The 26,338-nt window shown below is 61.5% G+C and carries 29 protein-coding genes and 1 pseudogene; 21 read left to right on the top strand and 9 right to left on the bottom strand.

The window, feature by feature from the left end; genetic code table 11:
- Positions 1–89 precede the first annotated feature (89 nt).
- On the bottom strand, positions 90–995 hold the full coding sequence (locus tag GJ698_RS16700; RefSeq protein ID WP_154359000.1) for a LysR family transcriptional regulator: 906 nt from the start codon (positions 993–995) through the stop codon (positions 90–92).
- 87 nt (positions 996–1,082) lie between these two features.
- On the opposite strand from GJ698_RS16700, the gene GJ698_RS16695 reads away from it, so the two are divergent.
- From GJ698_RS16695 to GJ698_RS16680, 4 genes are all read left to right on the top strand, one after another.
- The gene (locus GJ698_RS16695; RefSeq protein WP_154358999.1) at positions 1,083–1,622 is read left to right on the top strand and encodes a VOC family protein; all 540 of its coding nucleotides are present in this window, start codon (positions 1,083–1,085) and stop codon (positions 1,620–1,622) included.
- Entirely contained in the window at positions 1,619–2,641 is a 1,023-nt protein-coding gene (locus GJ698_RS16690; RefSeq protein WP_154358998.1) for a fumarylacetoacetate hydrolase family protein, read from the top strand. Before GJ698_RS16695 ends, GJ698_RS16690 begins: the two co-directional genes overlap by 4 nt.
- On the top strand, positions 2,641–3,285 hold the full coding sequence (gene maiA / locus GJ698_RS16685; protein WP_154358997.1) for a maleylacetoacetate isomerase: 645 nt from the start codon (positions 2,641–2,643) through the stop codon (positions 3,283–3,285). Before GJ698_RS16690 ends, maiA begins: the two co-directional genes overlap by 1 nt.
- Before the next feature lie 89 nt (positions 3,286–3,374).
- Entirely contained in the window at positions 3,375–4,667 is a 1,293-nt protein-coding gene (locus GJ698_RS16680) for a glucoamylase family protein (RefSeq protein ID WP_154358996.1), read from the top strand.
- A gap of 6 nt (positions 4,668–4,673) precedes the next feature.
- Here GJ698_RS16680 and GJ698_RS16675 read toward each other — a convergent pair whose 3' ends face one another.
- Positions 4,674–5,699: a S41 family peptidase gene (locus GJ698_RS16675; protein ID WP_154358995.1), complete on the bottom strand. Its 1,026-nt coding sequence runs from the start codon at positions 5,697–5,699 to the stop codon at positions 4,674–4,676.
- Positions 5,700–5,816: 117 nt separating this feature from the next.
- Between GJ698_RS16675 and GJ698_RS16670 the strand changes: the two genes are divergently transcribed.
- The 12 genes from GJ698_RS16670 (at position 5,817) to GJ698_RS16615 (ending at position 14,849) form a co-directional block, all read left to right on the top strand.
- On the top strand, positions 5,817–6,593 hold the full coding sequence (locus GJ698_RS16670; protein ID WP_154358994.1) for a uracil-DNA glycosylase family protein: 777 nt from the start codon (positions 5,817–5,819) through the stop codon (positions 6,591–6,593).
- 117 nt (positions 6,594–6,710) lie between these two features.
- The gene (iscR, locus tag GJ698_RS16665; protein ID WP_154358993.1) at positions 6,711–7,190 is read left to right on the top strand and encodes a Fe-S cluster assembly transcriptional regulator IscR; all 480 of its coding nucleotides are present in this window, start codon (positions 6,711–6,713) and stop codon (positions 7,188–7,190) included.
- 36 nt (positions 7,191–7,226) lie between these two features.
- A complete protein-coding gene (locus tag GJ698_RS16660; RefSeq protein WP_154358992.1) occupies positions 7,227–8,483 on the top strand; it encodes an IscS subfamily cysteine desulfurase in 1,257 nt (418 codons plus the stop codon).
- A 24-nt stretch (positions 8,484–8,507) separates the two neighbouring features.
- Positions 8,508–8,900, top strand: a complete 393-nt coding sequence (iscU, locus tag GJ698_RS16655) for a Fe-S cluster assembly scaffold IscU (RefSeq protein WP_154358991.1) — start codon at positions 8,508–8,510, stop codon at positions 8,898–8,900.
- Positions 8,901–8,943: 43 nt separating this feature from the next.
- A complete protein-coding gene (iscA, locus tag GJ698_RS16650; protein ID WP_154358990.1) occupies positions 8,944–9,267 on the top strand; it encodes an iron-sulfur cluster assembly protein IscA in 324 nt (107 codons plus the stop codon).
- A 6-nt stretch (positions 9,268–9,273) separates the two neighbouring features.
- Complete coding sequence (gene hscB, locus GJ698_RS16645; RefSeq protein ID WP_154358989.1) at positions 9,274–9,789, top strand: Fe-S protein assembly co-chaperone HscB; 516 nt, start codon at positions 9,274–9,276, stop codon at positions 9,787–9,789.
- A 57-nt stretch (positions 9,790–9,846) separates the two neighbouring features.
- Positions 9,847–11,727: a Fe-S protein assembly chaperone HscA gene (gene hscA / locus GJ698_RS16640; protein WP_154358988.1), complete on the top strand. Its 1,881-nt coding sequence runs from the start codon at positions 9,847–9,849 to the stop codon at positions 11,725–11,727.
- Between the two features lie 21 nt (positions 11,728–11,748).
- The gene (gene fdx, locus GJ698_RS16635; protein WP_154358987.1) at positions 11,749–12,090 is read left to right on the top strand and encodes an ISC system 2Fe-2S type ferredoxin; all 342 of its coding nucleotides are present in this window, start codon (positions 11,749–11,751) and stop codon (positions 12,088–12,090) included.
- 1 nt (position 12,091) lies between these two features.
- Positions 12,092–12,286: a Fe-S cluster assembly protein IscX gene (gene iscX, locus GJ698_RS16630; protein WP_154358986.1), complete on the top strand. Its 195-nt coding sequence runs from the start codon at positions 12,092–12,094 to the stop codon at positions 12,284–12,286.
- Complete coding sequence (locus GJ698_RS16625) at positions 12,273–13,160, top strand: class I SAM-dependent methyltransferase (protein ID WP_154358985.1); 888 nt, start codon at positions 12,273–12,275, stop codon at positions 13,158–13,160. The genes iscX and GJ698_RS16625 overlap by 14 nt, the downstream gene beginning before the upstream one ends.
- A complete protein-coding gene (gene ltaE, locus GJ698_RS16620) occupies positions 13,160–14,170 on the top strand; it encodes a low-specificity L-threonine aldolase (protein ID WP_154358984.1) in 1,011 nt (336 codons plus the stop codon). The genes GJ698_RS16625 and ltaE overlap by 1 nt, the downstream gene beginning before the upstream one ends.
- Positions 14,124–14,849, top strand: a complete 726-nt coding sequence (locus GJ698_RS16615; protein WP_154358983.1) for an RNA pseudouridine synthase — start codon at positions 14,124–14,126, stop codon at positions 14,847–14,849. The genes ltaE and GJ698_RS16615 overlap by 47 nt, the downstream gene beginning before the upstream one ends.
- A gap of 11 nt (positions 14,850–14,860) precedes the next feature.
- Here the strand turns inward: GJ698_RS16615 and GJ698_RS16610 are convergent, their stop codons facing one another.
- Genes GJ698_RS16610 through GJ698_RS16590 form a run of 5 tightly spaced genes read right to left on the bottom strand, consistent with a single transcriptional unit; the run spans position 14,861 to position 19,237 of the window.
- Entirely contained in the window at positions 14,861–16,993 is a 2,133-nt protein-coding gene (locus GJ698_RS16610) for a prolyl oligopeptidase family serine peptidase (protein ID WP_154358982.1), read from the bottom strand.
- A gap of 53 nt (positions 16,994–17,046) precedes the next feature.
- Positions 17,047–17,574, bottom strand: a complete 528-nt coding sequence (locus tag GJ698_RS16605; RefSeq protein WP_154358981.1) for an RDD family protein — start codon at positions 17,572–17,574, stop codon at positions 17,047–17,049.
- Complete coding sequence (locus tag GJ698_RS16600; protein WP_154358980.1) at positions 17,564–18,265, bottom strand: DUF3106 domain-containing protein; 702 nt, start codon at positions 18,263–18,265, stop codon at positions 17,564–17,566. Before GJ698_RS16600 ends, GJ698_RS16605 begins: the two co-directional genes overlap by 11 nt.
- A gap of 4 nt (positions 18,266–18,269) precedes the next feature.
- Positions 18,270–18,671, bottom strand: coding sequence for a DUF3619 family protein (locus GJ698_RS16595; protein WP_154358979.1), 402 nt, complete (start codon positions 18,669–18,671; stop codon positions 18,270–18,272).
- A complete protein-coding gene (locus GJ698_RS16590; protein ID WP_154358978.1) occupies positions 18,668–19,237 on the bottom strand; it encodes an RNA polymerase sigma factor in 570 nt (189 codons plus the stop codon). Before GJ698_RS16590 ends, GJ698_RS16595 begins: the two co-directional genes overlap by 4 nt.
- A gap of 458 nt (positions 19,238–19,695) precedes the next feature.
- Here GJ698_RS16590 and GJ698_RS16585 point away from each other — a divergent pair, with 458 nt between their 5' ends.
- From GJ698_RS16585 to GJ698_RS16565, 5 genes are all read left to right on the top strand, one after another.
- A complete protein-coding gene (locus GJ698_RS16585; protein ID WP_154358977.1) occupies positions 19,696–21,426 on the top strand; it encodes an acetolactate synthase 3 catalytic subunit in 1,731 nt (576 codons plus the stop codon).
- Position 21,427: 1 nt separating this feature from the next.
- Complete coding sequence (gene ilvN / locus GJ698_RS16580) at positions 21,428–21,919, top strand: acetolactate synthase small subunit (RefSeq protein WP_110849007.1); 492 nt, start codon at positions 21,428–21,430, stop codon at positions 21,917–21,919.
- 50 nt (positions 21,920–21,969) lie between these two features.
- Positions 21,970–22,986, top strand: coding sequence for a ketol-acid reductoisomerase (ilvC, locus tag GJ698_RS16575; protein ID WP_154358976.1), 1,017 nt, complete (start codon positions 21,970–21,972; stop codon positions 22,984–22,986).
- A gap of 132 nt (positions 22,987–23,118) precedes the next feature.
- Complete coding sequence (locus GJ698_RS16570; protein WP_229260030.1) at positions 23,119–23,838, top strand: ankyrin repeat domain-containing protein; 720 nt, start codon at positions 23,119–23,121, stop codon at positions 23,836–23,838.
- Between the two features lie 72 nt (positions 23,839–23,910).
- Entirely contained in the window at positions 23,911–24,429 is a 519-nt protein-coding gene (locus tag GJ698_RS16565; RefSeq protein WP_154358975.1) for a hypothetical protein, read from the top strand.
- A gap of 100 nt (positions 24,430–24,529) precedes the next feature.
- Here GJ698_RS16565 and istB read toward each other — a convergent pair whose 3' ends face one another.
- Positions 24,530–25,303: an IS21-like element helper ATPase IstB gene (istB, locus tag GJ698_RS16560; protein WP_154358974.1), complete on the bottom strand. Its 774-nt coding sequence runs from the start codon at positions 25,301–25,303 to the stop codon at positions 24,530–24,532.
- Positions 25,293–26,255: pseudogene (locus tag GJ698_RS16555) on the bottom strand (Mu transposase domain-containing protein); the annotation flags it as partial. The gene istB and the pseudogene GJ698_RS16555, both read right to left, overlap by 11 nt.
- Between the last annotated feature and the right edge of the window lie 83 nt (positions 26,256–26,338).

The raw sequence follows: 26,338 nt of genomic DNA, 5'->3' as shown, positions 1-26,338 counted from the left end.
TACACAGACAGAAACCGCTTCCACAATGGATTTATGGCAATTAGCCTTTCCAAATTGTAATAAATTGCAAAAACGATGATGAAATGCTGTCAAACCTGCCACTGATGTGCGGCAACAAATTCGTGCAAAAAGGCGGTGAAACTTTCGGTGGCGGGCGATGGCGCGCGGGCGCTGCGGCGGTAGACGAAGAAGCGCCGGGTCAGCGCCGGCGCCTCCAGCGACCGCATTTTCAGGCCATACAGCTGCACCATTTTTTCCGCATAAGGCAGGCACACGGTAATGCCCTGGCGCGCATGGACCATGGCCAGCGCGGTGGTCATGAAGGTCACCTCGTTGTGCGGCCGGAGCGACAGCTCACGGAAGGAAACGTGTACATCGCGCAACAGCCGCTCGGTGAACTGCCCTTGCAGCGAGATGAAGGGATAGCGGTTGACGTCGCTCCAGGTGATGCGCTTGCGCTGGTCCAGTTCGTGGCCAGGCGGGTAGACCACCACGAAGGGCATTTCAAACAGCGGCTGGGCTTCGATTTCGGCGGTGGCGTCGCGTTCCGGGCCGATGCCGAAATCGACCTCGCCGCTGAACACGCGGGCCGATACCTGTTCCAGCGGGCAGTCGGTCAGCCGCACCTGCACCTCGGGATGGCGTTCGCGGTAAGCGGCGATCACCTCCGGCAACAAGGTGCAGGACAGCATCTGCGGCGCCGCCACCCGCACTGAACCCTGTTTCAGCGCCTTGCGGTTGGCGATGTCGGCCATGGCGCGGTCGAGGTCGTGCAGCATCTTGTCGAACAGCGGATACAGTTCACGGCCCAGCTCGGACAGCTGGCTCTTGCGCGTGGTACGTTCGACCACGCGCATGCCCAGCAGCTGTTCCAGCTCCTTGATTTGTCCGCTGAGCGCCGATTGCGTCACGCTCAGGTGGTCAGCGGCTGCCGTGAAGCTGCCGGTCTTGGCCAGCGCCACCAGGGCGCGCATTTGCCGCAGGCTGGGATTCATGGGAAATTCTGATAAATGACAGGATAAATTCGATTTGCATGATATCTGAATCTGGCATCTAATGCGGACATCAAGATGGAGACAGCCATGAAAATCAAACAGATACACCACGTCGCCTACCGCTGCAAAGACGCCAAAGAAACCGTCGAGTGGTACGTCAAACACCTGAATATGGACTTCGTGCTGGCGATTGCCGAAAACGAAGTGCCGTCCACCAAGGCGCCGGACCCGTACATGCACGTGTTCCTGGACGCCGGTCACGGCAACGTGCTGGCCTTCTTCGAACTGCCGACGCAGCCGGAGATGGGCCGCGACCAGAACACGCCGGCCTGGGTACAGCACCTGGCGATGGAAGTCGACACCATGGACGAACTGATCGCCGCCAAGGAGCGCCTGGTCGCCGCCGGCATCGACGTCATCGGCCCGGTCAACCACACCATCTTCAAGTCGATCTATTTCTTCGATCCTAACGGTCACCGCCTGGAACTGGCGTGCAACACCGCCACGCAGGACATGATGCAGAAGCTGGATGCGGTCAAGTGGGACATGCTGGAAGAATGGTCGCAGACCAAAAAAGCGCCAAAACACGCGGCCTGGATGCATGCGCCTGCCGGAGACCACGAATGAAGCTCGCCACCCTGAAAGACGGCAGCCGCGACGGCCGCCTGGTGGTGGTCAGCCGTGACCTGTCGCACTACCAGCATGTGCCGAAAATTGCCGCCACCATGCAGCACGCGCTGGACAACTGGGCGCTGGTCGCGCCGCGGCTGCAGCAGGTCTACGCCGCGCTGAACGCCGGCGATGCCGTCGACGCCAAGCCCTTCGACCAGCAATATTGCCATTCGCCGCTGCCGCGCGCCTACCAATGGGCGGACGGTTCGGCCTATATCAACCACGTCGAACTGGTGCGCAAGGCGCGCAATGCCGAAGTGCCTGCTTCGTTCTACACCGATCCGCTGATGTACCAGGGCGGCTCGGACAGCTTCGTCGGCCCGCGCGATGCGATCTATGCACTGTCGGAAGCGTGGGGCATCGACCTGGAAGCGGAAGTGGCCGTCATCACCGGCGACGTGCGCATGGGCGCCACGCCGGCCGATGCGGCGGAAGCGATCCGCCTGGTCATGCTGGTCAACGACGTCTCGCTGCGCAACCTGATTCCCAATGAACTGGCGAAAGGCTTCGGCTTCTTCCAGTCCAAGCCGGCCAGCGCATTTTCGCCGGTGGCGGTCACGCCGGACGAGCTGGGCGCGCACTGGGCCGACAGCAAGCTGCACCTGCCGCTGCTGGTCGAGCTGAACCGCCAGCCGTTCGGCAAGCCGAACGCCGGCGAAGACATGACCTTCAACTTCGCCCAACTGGTGGCGCATGCGGCCGGCACGCGCGAACTGGCGGCCGGCACCATCATCGGTTCCGGCACCGTGTCGAACAAGCAGGGCAACCTGCACGGATCGAGCATCGCCAATGGCGGCGTCGGCTATTGCTGCCTGGCGGAAGTGCGCATGTACGAAACCATCGAAACCGGCAAGCCGCAAACCGCCTTCCTGAAATTCGGCGATACCGTACGCATCGAGATGAAGGATGATGCCGGCCACAGCATCTTCGGCGCCATCGAGCAGACCGTCACGCACTACGAGGAGCGCGGCTGATGAAGCTCTACACGTATTTCCGCAGTTCCGCCGCCTACCGCGTGCGCATCGCGCTCAACCTGAAGGGCATCGGCTACGACGCCGTGCCGGTGCACCTGCTGCGCAATGGCGGCGAGCAACTGAGCGACGCGTATCGCGCCGTCAATCCGGCCATGTTGCTGCCGGCGCTGGAGGATGACGGCAACGTGATCGGCCAGTCGCTGGCCATCATCGAATACCTGGAAGAGACGCAGCCGCAAGCGCCGCTGCTGCCCGCCGATCCCGCCAGCCGCGCCCGCGTGCGTGCGCTGGCGCTGACGGTGGCGGCGGACACGCATCCGCTCGGCAACCTGCGGGTGCTGAAATACCTGACCGGCGAACTGAAGGTGACGGACGACGTCAAGCTGGCGTGGCAGCAGCACTGGCTGCGTACCGGCCTGTCCGCGCTGGAAGCATTGCTGGCCGGCGATCCGCGCAGTGGCCGCTACAGCCATGGCGACACGCCGACACTGGCCGATTGCTGCCTGGTGCCGCAGGTGTTCAGCGCCCTGCGTTTCGGCGTCGACATGGCGCCGTATCCGACCGTCATGCGCATCCACGCCGCCTGCGCCGAACTGCCAGCTTTCCAGCAAGCACATCCAGCCCAGCAGCCGGACGCTGAATAGCCATCTTGGTCCCGGTCCGTGCGCTGAGGCACATACCGGGACCGAGTGCTGTGCGAGTATGCAAGCTTCCGTACCACGCAGATCTCACCATGACTTCCGGCGACTCGCAGGCTCTGCTGCACAAATTGCAAAAAGACTCGTTTGATTATTTCATCAACGAGGTCAATCCACTCAACGGCCTGATCCGCGACAAGACCGCCGATGACTGGCCCGCCAGCATCGCCGCCGTCGGCATGGCGCTGACCGTCTATCCCATTGGCGTCGAACGCGGCTGCATGGCGCGGGAAGACGCCATCGCCCGCACCCTGGCCACGCTGCGCTTCTTCGCCGCCAGCGAACAGAGCGACGCGCCGACCGCCACCGGCTACAAGGGCTTCTACTACCACTTCCTCGACATGAACAGCGGCCAGCGCGTGATGGACTGCGAACTGTCCAGCATCGACACCGCCTTGCTAATCGCCGGCATGCTCACCGCCGCCGGCTACTTCTGCGCCGACACGCCCGAGGAAGCGGAGATACGCGAACTGGCCGACATGCTGTATCGCCGCGTCGACTGGCAATGGATGCGCGGCCGCAAGCGCCTGATGTGCCATGGCTGGAAGCCGGGCAAGGGCTTCCTGCGCTGGTACTGGGAAGGCTACGATGAAGCGTTGATCCTGTACGTGCTGGCGCTCGGCTCGCCCACGTTCCCGGTCGAGCGCGACAGCTATGACGCCTGGGCCAGCACCTACGAATGGAAATCGGTCTACGGCATCGACTACCTGTACGCCGGGCCGCTGTTCATTCACCAGATGTCGCACATCTGGCTGGACCTGCGCGGCATCCGCGACGACTTCATGCGCGCGCACGACCTCGATTATTTCGAGAACAGCCGCCGCGCCACGCACGTGCAGCAGCGCTACGCGATCGAAAATCCTCTCGGTTTTCCCGAATACGGCGAACTGTGCTGGGGCATCACGGCCAGCGACGGTCCCGGCCCGGCTACCCGCAAGATCGAAGGTGTGCAGCGCAAGTTCTACGATTACGTGGGACGCGGCGCGCCATACGGTCCGGACGACGGCACGCTGGCGCCGTGGGCGGTGGCGGCCTCGCTGCCGTTCGCGCCGGAGATCGTCCTGCCGAGCATCGAGCACTACCAGGGGCTGCATCTGTGCGAGCAGAACCAGTATGGCTTCAAGGCCTCGTTTTCAACGGTATTCCACCACGGCCGGGGAGGCCGGCGCTGGGTGTCGCCCTACCACTTCGGCATCAACGAAGGACCGACCGTCATCATGGTCGAAAACCACCTGCATGACTTTCCGTGGCGGCTGACGCGCCAGAATACCGCGCTACAGAATGGCCTGCGCCGCGCGGGCTTTGCTGGCGGCTGGCTGGATACTTGAGGTCGCTCAGGGACGGCTGGCGTCGCGCACCATGGCTTGCCGCGCCATCGCCAGTGCGGTCTCCTGCGCCAGTCCCGATGCAACCATGCGGTCCGGCTGCACGCCCATGCCTTCCCAGTTGGCGCGGGTGATCACGTTGCTGGCGCGCGTGATGGCGATCGAGGTTTGCAGCTGGCGCGAAATGCGCTGCTTGGCGCCGACCCGTGCATCGCCCAGCGTTGGCGAGCCGACCACCACCGCGCGCTTCACGTACTGCTGCAAATCGTAGGCGAAGGCTTCGGCCGCGTCGCCGGTGCGTTCGTTGACCAGCACGTATAGCGGCTTGCGGCCGCCGAAGCGCTTGCCGGCCACATCCGCCGTGGTCCAGAACTCCGCAGCCACCTTGCCGTTGCGGTCGATCTGGTCGTGCAGGTGCAGCTGCTTGTCGGGGATGAGGTAGCTGCGGCGGTCGGACAGCACATAGCTCGACAGCAGCGCCGCCATGGCCTGGCCGTCTCCGCCGGCATCGCGCACGTCGATGATCAGGGCAGGGCAGTCGGCCGCCTGCGACATGAAGCGTCCGGCCGCCTCGATGGCGGCGCGGTCCAGCGGCGCAAAGCGGGTGATCTTCAGGTAGCCGACGTTGTCGGCCAGGGTTTCAAAGCGGCGCAGGCCGAAGTTGTCGGCCGACTGCACTGGCGGCGCGGGACGCTGGCGCTCGTTGCCCAGGTCGTAGGGCACCCATTCCAGATAGGTATGCCGGTCCGGCGAGATGGCGGCCACGTCGCGCGTCACGCGCGCGGCCAGCGCACGCGCCGTCAGCTGGTCGTCATACTCGCCGCGCGCCAGGCGCTGGCGCAGATCGTCCGCCGCCGCCTTGGCGCGGGCCGGATCGACGTGCAGCTCGGTCAGCCGCCGCGCGAATTCGTTGACCACATGGGCGCGTGTCGGCGCGTCCAGCGCTTCGTCCAGCGCGGGCGGCGCGGCGGTCTGCGCGCCGGCGCCGGTCATCAGCAACAGCACAGCAGCGGCAATCCAGCTTTTACGGCCCATTTATTCCTCAAAGTGAATCATTTATTTGAAAATTATATCAACACTTTCCTCTCAGAAAATGCCGCTGGCGCTGCGTGGCGCGTTACAATCTCACCTTTCCCCGAAAGCTTTTTCTTCATGACGATTCCAAGCACCATCCTGGAGGCGCTGCAACGCGCCGATGTTTCCTGGCGCCCACTGCTGATCCAGGGGCTGGAAGCCATGATGAAGGCCACGCCCGACTATCTGCCGCAACTGGCGGCCGACCAGTACCTGCCGACCGAGCAGCGCCTGTTCGCCGCGTTCGCATTGCCGCTCAATAAAGTGAAGTATGTACTGGTGGGCGAAGGACCATATCCGCGAGCAGAGAGCGCCACCGGGGTCTGTTTCATGGATGGGGCGGTTGGCAGCCTGTGGTCGTCGGACGTGGGCGGCGGTTTGTCCAAGCCGGTCAACAAGGCGACCTCGCTGCGCAACTTCATGAAGATGCTGCTGGTGGCGGACGGCCAGCTGCAACTGGACAACACCGCCGGCGAGGCCATGGCGGCAGTTTCGGCCCGGGCGCGCAGCGGCGCCGGCAGCCACATCCTGACCCTGGCCGACATGCAGCACAAGCTGACCGGGCAGGGCTTTCTGCTGCTGAACGCCTCGCTGGTGTTCCGCAGCCACGTGCCGCCGGTCAAGGACGCCAAGGCCTGGCTGCCGTTCTTCGAGACGGTGATGGCCGGCCTGGCCAAGCAGGCTGAACAGGTGCCGACGATGGTGCTGTGGGGAAAAATCGCTGAACTGCTGAGTAAGTTGCCTGTAATGAAAGATTTCCCGCAGATCGCTGCGGAGCATCCTTACAACCTGAGTTTCATCGGCAACCCGGCCATGCATCAGCTGTTCCGGCCGATGCAGCTGCTCAAGGGCTGAAACCGAGGGCCGGCCAGCAAGCTTTATTAAAGTTTGGTATACTTGACTAATTCGATCAACTAATCAGGCTTTGTGATTAGTGACAAGGGTCGATATTTTAACCCAACCGAGGTAGTGATGCGTCTGACCACCAAAGGCCGTTTTGCTGTGACTGCGATGATTGATTTGGCATTGCGCCAAGGCAAGGGCCCAGTCACGCTGTCCGGCATCAGCCAGCGTCAGGCGATTTCGCTGTCTTACCTGGAGCAGCTGTTCGGCAAGCTGCGCCGCCACGAGATCGTTGAATCGATCCGCGGTCCCGGCGGCGGCTACAGTCTGGCGCGCCGCGCCGACAAGGTCACTGTCGCCGACATCATCATCGCTGTCGATGAGCCGCTGGACGCAACCCAGTGCGGCGGCAAGGAAAACTGTCACGGCGCCGACGCTGCCAGCGGCGTGCGCTGCATGACCCACGAACTGTGGGCCACGCTGAACGAAAAGATGGTTGATTATCTGGATTCCGTATCGCTGCAGGATCTGGTCGATCAACAAAAGCAGAAGGATGCGGCGCAAAACGTGGTGCACATGCACCGCAACGGCAACCACGCCGCGCTGTAAGCCCCTGCACATACGGATAGATAACGGAGTAACCAGATGAACGCCCCAGAAAAAAACATCGCTGACGTGAAATTCCAGACCGCGCCGCATTTCCCGATCTACATGGACTATTCGGCCACCACGCCGATCGATCCGCGCGTCGCCGATGCGATGATTCCGTACCTGCGCGAGCAGTTCGGCAATCCGGCATCGCGCAGCCACATGTACGGCTGGACCGCTGAAAAAGCGGTGGAAGAGGCGCGCGCCAACGTCGCCGCCCTGGTCAACGCCGACCCGCGCGAAATCATCTGGACCTCCGGCGCCACCGAATCGAACAACCTGGCCATCAAGGGCGCGGCGCAGTTCTACAAAACCAAGGGCAAGCACATCATCACCGTGAAAACCGAGCACAAAGCCGTGCTGGACACCGTGCGTGAACTGGAACGCCAGGGCTTTGAAGCGACCTACCTGGAACCGCAGGACAACGGCCTGATCACCATCGAGCAACTGACCGCCGCCATCCGCCCGGACACCATCCTGATCTCGGTCATGCTGGTCAACAACGAGATCGGCGTGATCCAGCCGATCGACCAGATCGGCGAACTGTGCCGCTCGAAAGGCATCATCTTCCACTGCGACGCCGCGCAAGCGACCGGCAAAGTGGTCATCGACCTGCAAAAAACCAAGGTCGACCTGATGACCTTCACCGCGCACAAAACCTACGGCCCGAAAGGCGTGGGCGCGCTGTACGTCTGCCGCAAGCCGCGCGTGCGCATCGAAGCGCAAATGCACGGTGGCGGCCACGAGCGCGGCCTGCGTTCGGGCACGCTGCCAACCCACCAGATCGTCGGCATGGGCGAAGCCTTCCGCCTGGCGAAAGTGGAAATGGACACCGAAATCGCCCGCATCAAGGCGCTGCGCGACCGTCTGGCCAAGGGCCTGCAGGAAATCGAGGAAACGTACATCAACGGCGACATGGAACACCGCGTGCCGCACAACCTGAACGTCAGCTTCAACTACGTCGAGGGCGAGTCGCTGATCATGGCCGTGAAAGACCTGGCCGTGTCGTCCGGTTCCGCTTGTACTTCGGCCTCGCTGGAACCATCTTATGTATTGCGCGCGCTGGGTCGTAGCGACGAACTGGCGCACAGCTCGATCCGTTTCACCATCGGCCGCTTCACCACCGAAGCCGATATCGATTTCGCGATCGACCTGATGAAGTCCAAGGTACACAAACTGCGTGAACTGTCGCCGCTGTGGGATATGTTCAAAGATGGCGTCGATATCAATTCGATCCAATGGGCAGCCCACTAATATTGTAGAAATAGGAGCATCAAAATGGCTTACTCGGAAAAAGTGTTGGACCACTACGAAAATCCACGCAACGTCGGCGCCTTCGAAAAGGGCGATGACTCGGTCGGTACCGGCATGGTCGGCGCACCTGCCTGCGGCGACGTCATGAAACTGCAAATCAAGGTCGGCGCCGATGGCCTGATCGAAGATGCGAAGTTCAAGACCTACGGCTGCGGCTCGGCGATCGCTTCCAGCTCGCTGGTGACCGAATGGGTCAAGGGCAAAACCCTGGACCAGGCACTGGCCATCAAGAACACCCAGATCGCGGAAGAACTGGCGCTGCCGCCAGTGAAGATCCACTGCTCGATCCTGGCGGAAGACGCCATCAAGGCCGCAGTGCTGGACTACCAGAACAAGCACGCCACCGTAGCAGCGTAATTACGACACGACGCCCCGGCACGCCGGGGCGCGGGAGAATCAAATGGCAATCACCCTGACCGAAAAAGCAGCGAAACACATCAACCGCTACATCGAGCGCCGCGGCAAGGGCATCGGTCTGCGCTTCGGCGTGCGCACCACCGGTTGCTCGGGCATGGCCTACAAGCTGGAATACGTGGACGACGTGACCGACGAAGACAGCGTCTTCGAATCGCACGGCGTGAAGGTGTTCGTCGATCCGAAAAGCCTGCCGTACATCGACGGCACGGAGCTGGACTTCGCGCGCGAAGGCCTGAACGAAGGCTTCAAGTTCAACAACCCGAACGAAAAAGACGCTTGCGGTTGCGGTGAAAGCTTCCGCGTCTAAGCCGTCATGCAGAACCACTTTGAGCTATTCAACCTGCCGCAGCAGTTTGCCGTAGACGCGGGAGCGCTGGATAGCGCTTACCGCGACGTGCAAAGCCGCGTCCATCCCGACAAATTCGTCAACGCCACCGACGCCGAAAAGCGCGTCGCCATGCAGTGGGCCACCCGCGCCAACGAAGCCTATCAGACCCTGAAAAATCCGCAGAAGCGCGCGCAATACATGTGCGAGCTGGCTGGCGTCGATTTGCAGACCGAGTCGAACACTTCGATGCCGATGGCCTTCCTGATGCAGCAGATGGAGTGGCGCGAAGAGCTGGGCGACGCCCGCGCCGGCAAGGACAGCGACGCGCTGGAATCGCTCGACAAGCAGCTGCGCACCGCGCGCAAGGAGCAGCTGGCGCAGATCGAACAACAGATCAACGCCGCTGATTTCGCCGCCGCCGCACAAGGCGTGCGTGCGCTGATGTTCCTCGAAAAATTCGGCGAAGAAGTCCGCTTCGCCTTTGAAGCAATCGAAGCCTGATGCGTGCGCGCCGACCGCGCGCACTTCCAGGCAATATAAAAATACAGGTCTCGTCCCATGGCACTTCTGCAAATTTCCGAACCAGGCATGTCCACCGCACCGCACCAGCATCGGCTGGCGGTGGGGATAGATCTGGGCACCACCAATTCGCTGGTGGCGACTGTGCGCAACAGCATTCCAGAAGTGCTGAACGACGAAGACGGCCGCGCGCTGCTGCCGTCCGTGGTGCGCTATCTGCCCAACGGCCACGCCAACATCGGCTTCAAGGCGCAGGCCGCGCAGACCACCGATCCGAAGAACACCATCGTGTCCGTGAAGCGCTTCATGGGCCGCGGCCTGGCCGACATCGCCTACGCGGAAAACCTGCCCTACGATTTTCAGGACACGCCCGGCATGGTGCAGCTGAAGACCGTCGCCGGCGTGAAAAGCCCGGTGGAAGTGTCGGCGCAGATCCTGGCCACGCTGCGCCAGCGCGCCGAAGATTCGCTGGGCGACGATCTAGTGGGTGCGGTGATCACCGTGCCAGCCTATTTCGACGACGCGCAGCGCCAGGCGACCAAGGACGCGGCCCAACTGGCCGGCCTGAACGTGCTGCGCCTGCTGAGCGAGCCGACCGCCGCCGCCATCGCCTATGGCCTGGATAACGCGTCGGAAGGCATTTACGCCGTCTACGATCTGGGCGGCGGTACCTTCGATATCTCGATTCTGAAACTGAGCAAGGGCGTGTTCGAAGTGCTGGCCACCGGCGGCGATTCCGCGCTGGGCGGCGACGATTTCGATCACCGCCTGTTCTGCCACATTCACCAGCAGGAAAAGCTGGCGCCGCTGTCGGACGAAGACACCGCCGTGCTGATGGTGAAGTCGCGCGAAGCCAAGGAACTGCTGTCGACCAAGGACGAAGTGACGGTGGACGCCGCGCTGAAGTCGGGCGAGCAGGTACACCTGACCGTCACCGCCGATACCTTCCAGGAGATTACCAAGCACCTGATCGACAAGACCATGAAGGCCATCAAGAAGGCCCTGCGCGACGCCAATGTCGATGCGGATGATGTCGATGGCGTGGTCATGGTTGGCGGCGCCACGCGCATGCCCCACGTGCACCGCGCGGTAAGCGAATACTTCCACACCACGCCGCACGCGAATATCGATCCGGACAAGGTGGTGGCGCTGGGAGCGGCCGTGCAGGCCAATCTGCTGGCCGGCAACCGCGCCGCCGGCGACGACTGGCTGCTGCTGGATGTGATTCCGCTGTCGCTGGGTATCGAGACCATGGGCGGCCTGGTGGAGAAGATCATTCCACGCAACTCGACCATTCCTTGCGCCCGCGCGCAGGAGTTCACCACGTTTAAGGACGGCCAGACCGCGCTGGCGGTGCACGTGCTGCAAGGCGAACGTGAGCTGGTGGCGGATTGCCGTTCGCTGGCGCGCTTCGAGCTGCGCGGCATTCCGCCGATGGCGGCTGGCGCGGCGCGTATCCGCATCACGTACCAGGTGGATGCGGACGGCTTGCTGTCGGTGTCGGCGCGCGAGCTGCGTTCGGGCGTTGAAGCTTCGATCACCGTCAAGCCGTCGTATGGCCTGGGCGATGACGATGTGGCGCGCATGCTGCAAGAGTCGCACACGTCGGCCGATGTCGACATGAAGGCGCGTGCGCTGCGTGAAGAACAGGTGGAAGCGGAACGCATCCTGCTGGCGACGCAAGCGGCGCTGGACGAAGATGCGGGCCTGCTGTCGGCTGAAGAGCGCGTGGCGGTGGATGCGCTGATGGCGAGCACGCGCGACATCGTGGCGCAGTCGCAGACCGGCGCGGTGGATCACCAGGCGGTGAAGGCAGCCGTCGAAGCGCTGGCCCAAGGCACCGAAGAATTCGCATCGCGCCGCATGGACCGCAGCGTGCGCAGCGCGCTGGCCGGCAAGGCGCTGGATCAAGTAGTCTGATTATTAGAAAAGAGCTTTCACATGCCACAAATCGTATTCCTGCCTCACCCAAAACTGTGCCCGGACGGCGCCGTCGTTGACGCGCCTGCCGGCAAAACCCTGTGCGACGTCATGCTCGACAATGACATCCACATCGAGCACGCCTGCGAAAAATCCTGCGCCTGCACCACCTGCCACGTGCTGGTGCGCGAAGGCTTCAACTCGCTGAACGAAGCCAGCGAAACCGAAGAAGACCTGCTGGACAAAGCCTGGGGCCTGGAAGCCGTGTCGCGCCTGTCGTGCCAGGCCGTGGTGGCGGAAGAAGACCTGGTCATCGAAATTCCGAAGTACACCATCAACCACGCCAGCGAAGGCGGTCACTGATATGAAATGGACTGACATCACCGCGATCGCGGAAGCGCTGTACGACAAGTATCCGGACATCGATCCGCTTACCATCCGCTTCACCGATCTGCACAACTGGATCGTCGGACTCGAAGAGTTTGACGACGACCACACGCGCGGCGGTGAGAAAGTCCTCGAAGCAGTTCAGCAGGCGTGGATCGATGAAGCAGCCTAAGAAACCCGTACAAAAGATCGGCGCCACCGTCACCAGCGCCGACAACATGCCGGAAATCCGCGAAGGCCAGACCGTGGCGCTGCTGCAGGAACTGCACATCCTCACGCGCGACGGCAAGATGAACCAGGACAGCCGCCGCAAGCTGAAACAGGTCTACCACCTGTACCAGTTCATCGAGCCGCTGCTCAAGCAGGTGCTGGGCGAGAAGGACAATGTGTCGCTGGTCGACCACGGCGCCGGCAAGTCCTACCTCGGCTTCATCATCTACGACCTGTTCTTCAAGGCGCTGCAGAACGACTCGCACATCTACGGCATCGAGACCCGCGAAGAGCTGGTCGTGCGCTCGCAGGAACTGGCCAGGCAGTTCAACTTCCCCGGCATGTCCTTCCTGCCGCTGTCGGTGGCCGAGTCCACCGAATCGAAGCTGCTGCCGGAGCAGATCGACGTCGTCACCGCGCTCCACGCCTGCAACACGGCGACCGATGACGCCATCCAGTTCGCGCTGAAGAAGAAGGCCAGGCACATCGTGCTGGTACCGTGCTGCCAGGCCGAAGTGGCTTCGGTCCTGAAGAAGAACAAAGGCCAGTCGCTGGGCAAATCCGCGCTGACCGAAATCTGGCGCCATCCGATCCACACCCGTGAATTCGGCAGTCAGATCACCAACGTGCTGCGTTGCCTGCAACTGGAAGCGCACGGCTACGACGTCACCGTGACCGAACTGGTAGGCTGGGAACACTCGATGAAGAATGAACTGATCATCGCCACCTACAAGAACCTGCCGCGCAAGCGTCCGTCCGAGCGCCTGAAAGAGGTGCTGGAGACCGTCGGCCTGCAAGAGATGAACACCCGTTTCTTTAGCGAAGAGGTAGCGTAATGGAGCAATGGCTCGACCTGCGCAGTGACACCGTCACGCGCCCCAGCGCCGCCATGCGCGCTGCGATGAATGCGGCGGAAGTCGGCGACGACGTCTACGGCGACGACCCGACCGTCAACCGCCTGCAGGAATACGCGGCCGACCTGTTCGGCTTTGAAGACGCGGTATTCGCGCCATCCGGCACGCAGAGCAATCTGCTCGCGCTGCTGGCGCATTGCGGCCGTGGCGACGAATACCTGGTCGGCCAGGAAGCGCACACCTACCGCTACGAAGGTGGCGGTGCCGCGGTGCTGGGCAGTATCCAGCCGCAGCCGATCATCAATCAGGCCGACGGCAGCATCGCGCTGGCCGATATCGAGTCCTACATCAAGCCGGACGATTTCCATTTCGCGCGCACCAAACTGCTGGCGCTGGAAAACACCATCAACGGCCGCGTGCTGCCGATGGACTACGTGCAGCAGGCGACCGCGCTGGCGCATCAGCGCGGCCTGGCGACCCACCTCGACGGCGCGCGCGTCTGCAATGCAGCCGTCAAGCTGGGCGTGAGCCCGCGCGAGATCGTCAAGGGTTTCGATTCCGTGTCGGTGTGCCTGTCCAAAGGCCTCGGCGCGCCGGTCGGCTCGGTCCTGCTGGGTACCAGGCCGCTGATCAAGGAAGCCAAGCGCTGGCGCAAGATGCTGGGCGGCGGCATGCGCCAGGCTGGCGTCATCGCGGCCGGTGGCCTGTACGCGCTGGAACACAATATTCAGCGCCTGGCGGAAGACCACGACAACGCCGCCTACTTCGCCGGTGAACTGGCGAAGATGAAGGGCATCAAAGTCAGCACGCCGCAGACCAACATCTTCTACGTCGACATCCCGCAGTTTGTTCAGCAGGGCCTGAGCGACGTGCTGGAACTGACGCGCATCCGCGTCTCCATGTCGTCTCGCCTGCGCATCGTCACCCACATGGACGCCTCGCGCGATGATATCGACCGCGCCATCACCGTCTTTGGAGACTTCTTTGGATAATGACGACAACACCGTTCGCCTGTCCAAGCGCGTAGCGGACGAACGCCCATGCTCGCGCCGCGAGGCGGAGCTGTACATCGAGGGCGGCTTCGTCAGCGTTGACGGTCAACTGGTGGAAGAGGTGGGTGCGCGCGTCGCGCCGCATCAGAAAGTCACCGTCGCGGAAGATGCGACGCTGCTGGAGATCGTGCCGGTCACCATCCTGCTGCACAAGCCTGCGGGCACGACGCAGCCGCTGCACCTGCTGAACGGCGACACGCTGACGCGCTCCGCGCCCGGCCAGCGTTTCCTCAAGCGCCACATCACGGGCCAGCAGGAGCTACTGGCGCTGGACGCGAAGGTCAGCGGCCTGGCCGTGTTCACGCAGGACTTCCGCGTCAACCGCAAGCTGAGCGACGAGGCGGCGAAGATCGAGCAGGAGATCATCGTCGAAGTCACCGGCCAGATCATCGAAGGCGGCTTGCAGCAACTGAACCAGATCAACGGCAAAGTCAGCTGGCAGAATGAAACGCGCCTGCGCTTCGCCATCAAGAACGCCAAGCCTGGCCTGATCGAAAAGCTGTGCAAGGAAGTCGGCCTGAAAGTGGTGGCCATGAAGCGCATCCGCATCGGACGCATCTCCATGGCCAGCCTGCCGTCAGGCGAATGGCGCTACCTGCAAAACTACGAGCGCTTCTGATTCGTTTCTGATTATTTCGCGGCGGCGCCCGCCGTCTGCGACAGAATGAAGGCATAGGTATCCGCAGCTTCCGCATCCTGCTGCGCGCGGGTTGAACCCATGCCGTGGCCCGCATCAAAATCCACCCGCAGCAGCACCGGCTTGCCGCTGGCGGTTGCCGCCTGCAGGCGCGCCGCCATCTTTGCCGGATGGAAGGGCGCCACGCGCGGATCGGTCACGCCGGTGGTCAGCAGCACGGCCGGATACTTGGTCCCATCCACCACCTGCTGATAGCTGTCGATGCTCTTCAGCGCCTTGAAGCCTGCCGGATCGGCAATCGCGCCCCATTCAGGTTCTTCGCCGTAGCCGTTCTGCTCCGCCACGTAGCGCAGCGGATTGTGCCAGCCGACGCCGGAGATCACGGCCGCAAACAGGTCCGGACGTTCTTCCAGCGCGCGGCCCATAGTGATGCCGCCGGCCGAACGTCCGCCGATGGTTTGATACGCCGGCGAAGTGTAGCCCTTGGCCTGAATCTCTTCGCACACGGCGATCAGGTCGCGCCAGGTATTCGGCTTGTTTTCCAGTTGGCCGGCGCGATGCCATTCGCGGCCAAACTCGCCGCCGCCGCGCACATTCGCATAACCGACAATCGTGCCCTGGTCCACCAACGCCAGCGTGCGGCCGGCAAACGCCGGCGAGTAGGCCGCCGCGCCGTAGCTGCCATAAGCCGAGATGAAGGCTGGATTTTTGCCGTCCATCTTCAGCCCCTTTTTGTAGATCAGGCTATACGGGATCCTGGTGCCGTCCTTGGCGGTGGCGAAGCGGCGCTCGGTGGTGTAGGCGCTGGTGTCGATGGCCGGCTTGGGCGTGATGCCGGTATCGGCCAGCTTGCCGTCCGCGCTGACGGACCAGATGCCGGTCGGCTGCAACCAGCCGGACAGAATCACCAGCGCGCCCGGCGCATCGGCGTCCGCATCGACAGCGCCCAGCGTGCCGTCGAAGGGCAGGGCGATGCTGGTGACCTTGCCGTCCGTGCCGAGGCGTTGCAGCTTGCTGATGCCGCCGTCCATGGCGCGGATGTACAAGCCATCCTTGGCGCGCGCCAGGCCTTGCAGCACCAGATCCGATTCAGGTGCCACTTCCTGCGCGCTGGCCAGTGCTGGCGCCTTGGCCGAGGTTTTCAGCAGGCGTCCGCGCGGATGGCCGCGCGTCGACAGCAGGTACAGGTCGTCGCCGTGCAGGTCGACGGCGATGACTTCATCGGCGAAGTCGGCGACCAACTGCCACCTGGCCTTGCCGGCCAGCGCATCCTTCAACGGCGCGGTGTAGATGCGCTTTTCCTGGCGCACGTCGGACAGCAGCAGCAAGGCGCTGTCGGAGTGCGGAAAGACTTCGATGTACGGCGACTGGATTTTTTCATACTGGACGCCGGCGTCCAGGCCGCGCTTCATCAACACCGGATCTTTGGCCGCATCCGTGCCCACCTTGTGGAAGCGCGCCTGCGCGTCGAGATAGCGCTCCGGCGTGTTCACCTTGCCGGTCAGCTGGTTGTAGAAGAAGCCGGAGCTGTCGGCCAGCCAGCTGGGTTCAGCGCCCTCGGTGTTGGCGATGCGCTCCTTCAGCACCGCGCCGCTGCGCACGTCCATGATGTAGAGCACCGAGTCTTCGCTGCCGTCTTTCGACAGGCCGTAGGCCAGCCTGCTGCCGTCCGGCGACGGATGCCACCAGTCCAGCGAGACGTGGCTGGTCTTGGTATCGAGCTTGGTCGGATCGACCAGCACGCGGTCCTTGCCGCCTTCGCGCACGAACAGTTTGAAGTTGTTGGAGCCGGCGGGGCGCTGCTGGTAGAACAGGCGCGCGCCGGTCTTCTGCACGCGCGCCGGCGCGGCGATGTCGCCGGACAGTTGCTGGATGCGCTTCAGCAGCTCGTCGCGCCTGGGCAGCGTGTCGAGGATGGCGCGGGTGTGGGCGTTCTGTTGTTTGAGAAAGGGCAGCCAGTCCGGATCCTTGTCGTTCTCCATCCAGCGATAGCGGTCGGTGATGGTTTCGCCGAAATAGGTGTCGGCGACGGGGGCGATGCGGGCGACCGGGGCCGGCGGGATGTCGGCGGCAAACGAGGCGGAGGCGGCGAGGGCAAGCAGCGCTCCGTAGACGGCTGGTTTCATTTTCTGTCCTTCGTGGCGGAAAAATCCTATTCTGCCACGAAAGATTAAAAAAATTACACCGGCGCGGCGGCCTTCTTTTTCTTCGGCAGCGGCGGCAGCTGCACCAGGCGGGTGCCGGCCAGCTTGTCGTGCAGGAACTGGCGGTCCTTGTCGAGGAAGGCGGTCAGCGACCACAGCAGGATGCCGGCGAACACTGCGCCCAGCGCCTGCCACTTGTGCAGATCGAACGCCAGCGCTGCCAGCAGCGCCGGCAGCACCCACATCCAGCTTGCCAGGTAGCGCACGGCGGCCGCGCGCGGCGACACCGTGCCGCCGTTCACGCCCACCAGCTTCATGCGCCAGGTTTTCATGGCCAGCGTCTGGCCGTCGCGCGTCCATTGGTGGATGAAGTAAAAGCCCAGCACCAGGAAGGCAAGCGCCTGGCGCATGTGCTCGATGAGCGGCGCGTGGCTGGCGTGGGTGGCGATCTCGAAGATCAGGAACGGCAGGAACAGCACGGCAAAGCCAAGCAGCGACTCGTACACCATCGAAATCAGGCGGCGCTTGACGGTCGGGAAGGTGGTGACCACGTTATTTGACATCGGCGGGCGTGCCTTGGGTAGGCGGAGTGGAGGTCGGTGGAATCGGCGTCACATTGGACGCGTTCGGCAGCGGCGCGTTCGGATCGGCGGGCGGCGTTGCCACTGGCGGCGCCACCGGCGCGGCAGGCGCCACCACCGGCTTGATCGGCGCCGGCGTGGCCATCTTGGCCTGGGCCGGCGTCGGCAGATTGACCACCTGTTTCTTGGTGGCGGCCTTGGCGGCCAGCTTTTGCTTCTGCTCGTCGGACAGCTGCTGGTACTCTTCCCAGGAAATCGACTTCTGCGCCGGATTCAGCTTTTGCGCGCGCGCATAGTTCTCGCGCACCTGGCGGCGTTCTTCCGGCGTCATGCGCACCCATTCGCGCATGCGTTCCTGCACCCGCACCTGCTCGTCGGCCTTCATGTGCGCATAGCGCCTGGCGATGCCCAGCCATTTCTGCTTGCGGATGGGTTCCATCTTGTCCCATTCGCCGGCGAGCGGTTCCAGCGCCTTCTGCTGCGCAGGCGACAGATCTTTCCAGAGTGTTTTTTCAGGCGCCACGGCAGCGTTCTTGCCGCCGGTGACGGCCGTCACCGGCGCCTTCACCAGCGCCGGCGCGTCCGGCTGGCTGCCCAGCCATGCCGCGCCGCCCAATGCGACCACTGCCACCGCTGCCCCTGCGCTCCACTTGGCGCGACCGCTCCATGCCATAGGCTTACTCGCTTTGCGTCAGGTAGGCGTTGAAGCCGTGGTCCAGGTAGGCGTCCAGCGGCAATTCGTCGGACAGCACAGCGGCGTCGATTTCGGCCAGGTCGGCGATGCGTTCCTGTTGCTCGTACTGGTAGATGCCGACCATGCCGACCACCAGGGCCAGCGCCGGCACGACCATGCCCCAGCGGCCCAGCCAGTTGAACTGCGACATGAAACCGCCGGCCGAGGCCAGCTCGGTCTTCAGCACGCGCACCGCCAGCGGCACTTCCACATGGGCTTTCTTGCGGGCGAGCGCCATCTTGCGCGCCTGCGCCAGGCGGTCCGTGGTCGAAGCGGGCAGCTCGTCCAGCCTTTCATTGAGCGCGTGGCGCACCTTGTAAGCGAAATTCAGATCGTCGGTGTTCATAATTTAATTCCCTTGGCTGCCAGCGCCTCGGCCAGCGCATGTGTTGCACGAGAGCAATGCGTTTTGACGCTGCCTTCCGAGCAGCCCATGGCCTCGGCGGTTTCGGCGACATCCATATCCTGCCAATAACGCAGAAGGAAGGCTTCTCGTTGACGTGCCGGAAGCTTTTGTACTTCGGCATCGATGATTTCCAGCGTTTGCTGGCGTTCGACCTTGTCCGCGCCCGATTCGGCGGCCTCGGAACCGGCCTCGGCGGCATAGGATTCGAGTATATCAAAGTCCTCGTGGTCCTCTCCCGAGGGCCCCATGCCGGAAAACAGGCTGACCCAGGTGTTGCGCACCTTTTCACGGCGGAAATAATCGAGGATGGTGGTCTGCAGGATGCGCTGGAACAGCATCGGCAGCTCCGCCGCCGGCTTGTCGCCGTATTTTTCGGCGAGCTTGATCATCGCGTCCTGCACGATGTCCAGGGCGGATTCGTCCTTGCGTACTGCGTAGACGGCTTGCTTGAAGGCCCGGCGTTCGACGTTTTCGAGGAAGTCGGATAATTCTTTGTCTGTGGCCATGCGTCGGGGAAAGGGGCTGCCGGGTTTTTTGAACTGAGGCGCATGCTAGCAAAAAACGTCGTGTTTTGCATGGTTTTACGTCAAAACTGATCAATTTCCGAATTATCCCTTGCCCAAACCGGGGCGGCGGGTGTACCGTATGGGACGCTTTGAACAACCCCGAAGCTCTATGGTCTGGTCGCCGCAGGCACACAACGCCGCAACGACACGACGCGCTTTCATATGTAGGCAGTTTGCTCTCGCCCGTACCACAAGTACGAGAGGTATGCATAACCACTACGGAAAACCCGGCCAAACGAGAGTTTGCGCTAGCGCCGCTTTGCACGTCACTACGGTTGACGGAAGAGGCAGTGCGACCGCATAAATAAAGGGAAGCTGGGCAGAGCTGTAGCGGTAGGCATACTTCGTCAGGACAGAGCATCCGATCAATCTCCAATGGACCTTGAAAGGAATGTTTCATGAACACCGAAGCATCGTCATCACAACTTACTGGCGCAGAAATACTGGTGCGCTGCCTGGCCGAAGAGGGCGTTGAGCACGTCTTTGGTTATCCGGGTGGAGCCGTCCTGTACATCTACGACGCCATCTTCAAGCAAGACAAATTCCAACACGTTCTGGTACGCCATGAGCAGGCTGCGGTCCACGCTGCCGATGCTTACTCGCGCTCGTCGAACAAGGTCGGCGTCGCGCTGGTCACGTCCGGTCCGGGCGTCACCAATGCCGTCACCGGTCTGTCCACCGCGTACATGGATTCCATCCCGATGGTGGTGATCTCCGGCCAGGTGCCGAGCCACGCCATTGGCCAGGATGCGTTCCAGGAATGCGACACGGTCGGTATCACCCGTCCGGTGGTCAAGCACAATTTCCTCGTCAAAGACGTCAAGGATTTGGCGGAAACCGTCAAGAAAGCCTTCTTCATCGCCCGCACCGGCCGTCCCGGCCCCGTGCTGGTCGATATTCCGAAGGACATCTCGATGCACAAGACGAGCTTCTCGTACCCGAAAGAGGTCGAGATGCGTTCGTACAAACCGGTCGACAAGGGCCACTCCGGCCAGATCCGCAAGGCAGTCCAGCTGCTGCTGCAAGCCGAACGTCCGATGATCTACACCGGCGGCGGCGTGATCCTGGCCAATGCGGCGCCGGAACTGAACAAGCTGGTCGACAAGCTCGGCTTCCCGGTCACCAACACGCTGATGGGTCTGGGCGCGTATAAAGCGTCGAGCGAGAACTTCGTCGGCATGCCCGGCATGCACGGCACCTACGAAGCCAACATGGCCATGCAGCACTGCGACGTGCTGATCGCCATCGGCGCGCGCTTCGACGACCGCGTGATCGGCAACCCCAAGCACTTCGCCTCCAATCCGCGCAAGATCATCCACGTGGACATCGATCCATCGTCGATCTCCAAGCGCGTGAAAGTGGACATTCCGATCGTCGGCAACGTCAAGGACGTGCTGATCGAATTCCTGGCCCAGCTCGACGCTGCGGACGCCAAGCCGAACGTGCCGGCGCTCAAGGACTGGTGGAAACAGGTCAACGAATGGCGCGGCCGCGACTGCCTGAAATACCCCACCTCGGACCTGGTGATCAAGCCGCAATCGGTGGTGGAAAAACTGTGGGAAGTGACCAAGGGCGACGCCTTCATTACCTCCGACGTCGGCCAGCACCAGATGTGGGCCGCGCAGTACTACCCGTTCGACAAGCCCAAGCGCTGGGTCAATTCGGGCGGCCTGGGCACCATGGGGGTCGGCCTGCCGTACGCCATGGGCGTGCAGATGGCCAATCCGGACGCCACCGTCGCCTGCATCACCGGCGAAGGCTCGATCCAGATGTGCATCCAGGAACTGGCGACCTGCAAGCAGTACCACCTGACGCCGAAGATCATCATGCTGAACAACCGCTTCCTCGGCATGGTCCGCCAGTGGCAGCAGATCGACTACGGTTCGCGCTACTCCGAGTCCTACATGGATTCGCTGCCGAACTTCGAGAAGCTGGCCGAGGCCTATGGCCACGTCGGCATGCGCATCGAGAATCCGAACGATGTGGACGGCGCGCTGCGCGACGCGTTTGCCATGAAAGACAAGCTGGTCTTCATGAACTTCATTACCGATCAATCGGAAAACGTGTGGCCGATGGTGAAGGCGGGCAAAGGCCTCTCCGAAATGCTGCTGGGTTCGGAGGATCTCTAACATGCGACACATTATCTCTGTATTGCTGGAAAACGAAGCCGGCGCGCTGTCCCGTGTGGTGGGCCTGTTCTCGGCACGCGGCTACAACATCGAAACGCTGACCGTGGCGCCGACCGAAGATCCGACGCTGTCGCGGATGACCATCGTCACCTCCGGTTCGGATGACATCATCGAGCAGATCACCAAGCACCTGAACCGCCTGATCGAGGTGGTGAAGGTGGTGGACCTGACCGAAGGGCATCACATCGAACGCGAGCTGATGCTGATTAAAGTGCGCGCGGTGGGCAAGGAGCGGGAAGAGATGAAGCGCACGGCGGACATCTTCCGCGGCCGCATTATCGACGTCACCGAAAAGAGCTACACGATCGAACTGACCGGCGCCAAGAGCAAGCTCGACGCGTTCATCGACTCGATCGACCGTGCCTCGATCCTCGAAACGGTACGTACCGGCGGTTCCGGCATCGGACGCGGCGAACGCATCCTGAAGGTCTGAGACCTTCACCCATAACAAACAATTTATAACGAATTTATTTAGGAATAATCATGAAAGTTTTCTACGACAAAGACGCTGACCTCTCCCTGATCAAAGGCAAAAACGTCGCCATCATCGGCTACGGCTCGCAGGGTCACGCCCACGCACAAAACCTGAGCGACTCCGGCGTCAACGTGACCGTCGGCCTGCGCAAGGGCGGCGCCTCGTGGACCAAGGTTGAGAAAGCCGGCCTGAAAGTCGCCGAAGTGAACGAAGCCGTCAAAGCCGCCGACGTCATCATGATCCTGCTGCCGGACGAAAACATCGCCCAGGTCTACAACGAAAACGTCGCACCGAACGCCAAGCAAGGCGCGGTACTGGCCTTCGCCCACGGCTTCAACGTGCACTACGGCCAAGTCGTGCCACGCACCGACCTGGACGTGATCATGGTCGCACCGAAGGCTCCAGGCCACACCGTGCGCGCCACCTACACCCAGGGCGGCGGCGTGCCACACCTGATCGCCGTGTACCAGGACAAGTCCGGCGTGGCCCGTGACATCGCCCTGTCGTACGCATCGGCCAACGGCGGCGGCAAGGCCGGCATCATCGAAACCAACTTCCGCGAAGAAACCGAGACCGACCTGTTCGGCGAACAAGCGGTGCTGTGCGGCGGCGCGGTCGAGCTGATCAAAGCCGGCTTCGAAACCCTGACCGAAGCGGGCTACGCGCCGGAAATGGCGTACTTCGAATGCCTGCACGAACTGAAACTGATCGTCGACCTGATCTACGAAGGCGGCATCGCCAACATGAACTACTCGATCTCGAACAACGCTGAATACGGCGAGTACGTGACCGGTCCTAAAGTTGTGACGTCGGCGACCAAGGACGCGATGCGCCAGTGCCTGAAAGACATCCAGACCGGCGAATACGCCAAGTCCTTCATCCTGGAAAACAAGGCAGGCGCACCGACCTTGATCTCGCGTCGTCGTCTGACCGCCGAGCACCAGATCGAAGAAGTCGGCGCCAAACTGCGCGCCATGATGCCTTGGATCGCCAAAAACAAAATGGTCGACCAGTCGAAGAACTAAGCGGTTTCTTCTTCAACAAAAAGCCGGCGTCATGCCGGCTTTTTTACGCCCATACGACGTGTGAGACTTCGCGCATTTTCGTCATTTTCAACATGCTATTCTTGACGGCATTACTGAACTGGCGAAAAATCCATGAAGAGTTTTACTAAAGTTGCGCTGCTCGGCACGTCAGCTTTTCTCATCTCAATCTGCTCCGCAAACGCGGAGGATCTCCCTGGCACGCCTGCGGCTGTACTCAACGCGCTGGTCGACCGCATCTATGTGTTGGGCGAAACGAGCGGCGGCGTGGCAGACATGATCGCGGCCGAAGCAAAGGCTGCCGATGACATCCGCAAATACATCGCAAGCGGCGCCACCACCGGACTGCTGGAAGAAGAAAAAGGCCAACAATCTCCGCTCGCCACCGCCGCGTACATGGGATATCCGAACGTCGTGTCAGCGCTGCTGACCTCCAAGCTTGTCAAGGCTCACATCAACGATGCCGACGAGATGGGCCTCACACCATGGATAGCCGCAGTTTTTTCGATGAAGCAGACTTTATGGACCTGTAACCCTGCGGTATTGGACAACCCGTTCAAGTTCGTGCCCATGTTTGTGACCCAACCGTATTACACCTCCAACCCGGTCCCGCCGTATAAAAAAGCGCGCGAGATCCTTGAGGCGGCCGGCGCAACCCACGACATGGCCCAAGCCAAAACCGTGTGGCTCACCGCCTGTACGGGGCAATCCGTCGCGACCAAAGCGAAAGTGCAAACGAGCACCGATCTGCAAAAGACCGTTCAAGAAATCGGCGCTGCAGATTTAAATACCCAGGTAACCAAACTTATGCAGAAAGCAGGGGTGGTAAAGTAAGCGACAGCCAGCTCCCGAGTGCCCTGAGCGTCCCAGCGGCTGTTCCCGTTACGCGCTTGCTCGGCTAAGGAATTGCTGAAGAAGACAAAGCTGGCGGGTTTTGCTGAATTCGGCCATGAGCGGACCTTGATGGAGAGTATTGCGCGTAATCAATGTATGAATAATTCACAGAATTTTACAGGATGGAGTTCACCTCGGCGGCTCTCAGAGCTTGGCGAGTTCTATGAGATTGTAAAAGCAAATCCTGAATCAGTAACCGACTCTGAATTTATCCAAAAGATAACTGGAGCTTTTTGGCCTACAAACTGCTCGGCTTTTGTCGAACAATCATTTTCCATCATTGCGCCCGGATGCGCAATGCGCCCGCACCTGATTCGGCAGCTTATCGCCTATCCAATTGAAGCTATGATTGCAGGCGGCCTATTGGATGAGAACGATGTTATCTCGCAAGGAATGGCATATGTAAACAATCCTCAACCGTATGTCCAGCCTACGCCGGATGGCAAACGATGGCTGTTAGAGCAATGGCCAAAGCTTGAGCTTTTAGCGGTCGAGGTATATCGACAGAAGTACTATGAGGCTTTAAATTGAAGATGCATGCCGCTCTCGGCCAATAGCAGACTGTTGCTTTGCACTGGAATCTGACCCGGTATTTGCATCGAATTATGACCCACTGCTTGGGTTCAAAAAATCACGCAGATGTTAAGTTCCTGGTATCCTTTCCCTTGATTTGAGTTGAGCTGTTTTTAAAACGATAGCTGTCATTACCAGTTTCGATTATATGGCAATGATGGGTGAGCCGATCAAGCAAAGCCGTCGTCATTTTCGCATCACCGAATACAGCCCCCCATTCCGAGAAGCCCAAATTGGTCGTAATGATAAGGCTCGTGCGCTCATAGAGCTTGCTGATCAGGTGGAAAAGCAGGGCTCCGCCAGTCTGGCTGAATGGAAGATATCCCAGCTCATCCAAAATCACCAAGTCGGTGTAGAGCAGCCTCATCGCAAGATGTCCCGCTTTGCCTTGCTGCTTTTCCTGCTCCAACAGATTCACCAGTTCCACCGTCGAGAAGTAGCGGACTCGGCAGTTGTTGCTCTCGATCGCGTGCGTGCCCAACGCGGTTGCCAGATGGGTCTTCCCCGTTCCCGGACCTCCAACCAGTACGACATTATGGCCAGCTTCCATGAATTCGCCTCGATGGAGTTGGCGCACAAGCGACTCGTCCACCTCGCTGCAACTAAAGTCGAAGCCGTTCAAGTCCCTGTATGCCGGGAACTTCGCTACTTTCATCTGATAGGCGAGAGACCGAACATCTCGCTCAGCCGTCTCCGCTTTGAGTAGTCCCGCCAGGACCGGCAGCGCCGCTTGGTAGGCCGGCGAGTCCTGGCTAGCGAGATCCTCTAAGGCTTGTGCCATTCCGCGTAGCTTCAATGATTTGAACATCTGTTGCATAGCTTCATGCTGCATTTTTCTCTATCCTTTTTCTCAGTTGATCGTAGCGCCCGATGTTGGCGATCGGCTCGATCTCCAGGGCAAGGGCCTGGGGCGCGTCGATGCGCGGCGGTGGGGCCGAATCCAATAGACGGCTCAGGATATTCAAAATGATTTGCTTGGAAGGCGCTCCGCCATCGAGAGCCTGTCTGACGGCCTCAAGCACCTTTGCTTCGTCGTGAAACATTACCAAGGCCAGGATATCGACCATCTCACGATCGCCGCCCTGACGCTTCATCAGGATGGTCTGTAGGCGCTTGAACTCCTCTGGGAATTCCTGAAATGGCGCACCGTTGCGCAATGCGCCTGGCTTGCGCTGCAAAACGGCCAGGTAGTGGCGCCAGTTGAAGATGGTCCGGCCAGGCCCATGGTCGCGAGTAATGTCTCGCTCGTGCTCGGCGACGACTTTGCCCTCAGCAACGAAGACGAGCTTGTCGGCGTAGACCCGCAGGCTGATGGGCCGGTTGGCGAACGACGCCGGCACGCTGTATCGGTTGCGCTCGTGCGTGACCAAGCAGGTCGGCGACACGCGCTTGGCGTGTTCCACAAAGCCGTCGAAGGGCTTCCCGTAGCGCATGAGATGCGGCTGCTCGGCCTGCCAGGCCTCCCAGACGCTGATACCAGCCTCGGGGTGCTTCGCTTCCCGCCAAAGCCTCTCGCACTCGGCACCGAGCCAGGCGTTGAGCTCGTCCAAAGAGCCGAACGGCTGGATCTTCTGCCAAATGCGGTGGCGGCTGTCGCGGACGTTCTTTTCGATCTGTCCTTTTTCCCAGCCGGAGGCGGGATTGCAGAACTCTGCGTCGAACAGATAGTGGCTGACCATTGCCTCGAAGCGCGCGTTGACGTCGCGGTCCTTGCCGCTTCTGACCTTGTCCACGGCCGTCTGTTCGTTTGCGCGCCGAATTGCCCCACTCCGTTTGACCCTCCCTCCATTGCCTGGCGAATGCCGCCACGCGATCGTAAGATCCCTTAAATCCCAATTCGGATAGGTCCTCGTGAAGCTGTTTTAAG

Source organism: Duganella aquatilis (assembly GCF_009674565.1).
Classification (GTDB): domain Bacteria; phylum Pseudomonadota; class Gammaproteobacteria; order Burkholderiales; family Burkholderiaceae_D; genus Rugamonas; species Rugamonas aquatilis.
The sequence above is the reverse complement of the archived record's forward strand: the minus strand, read 5'-3'. Positions and strand labels throughout refer to the sequence as shown.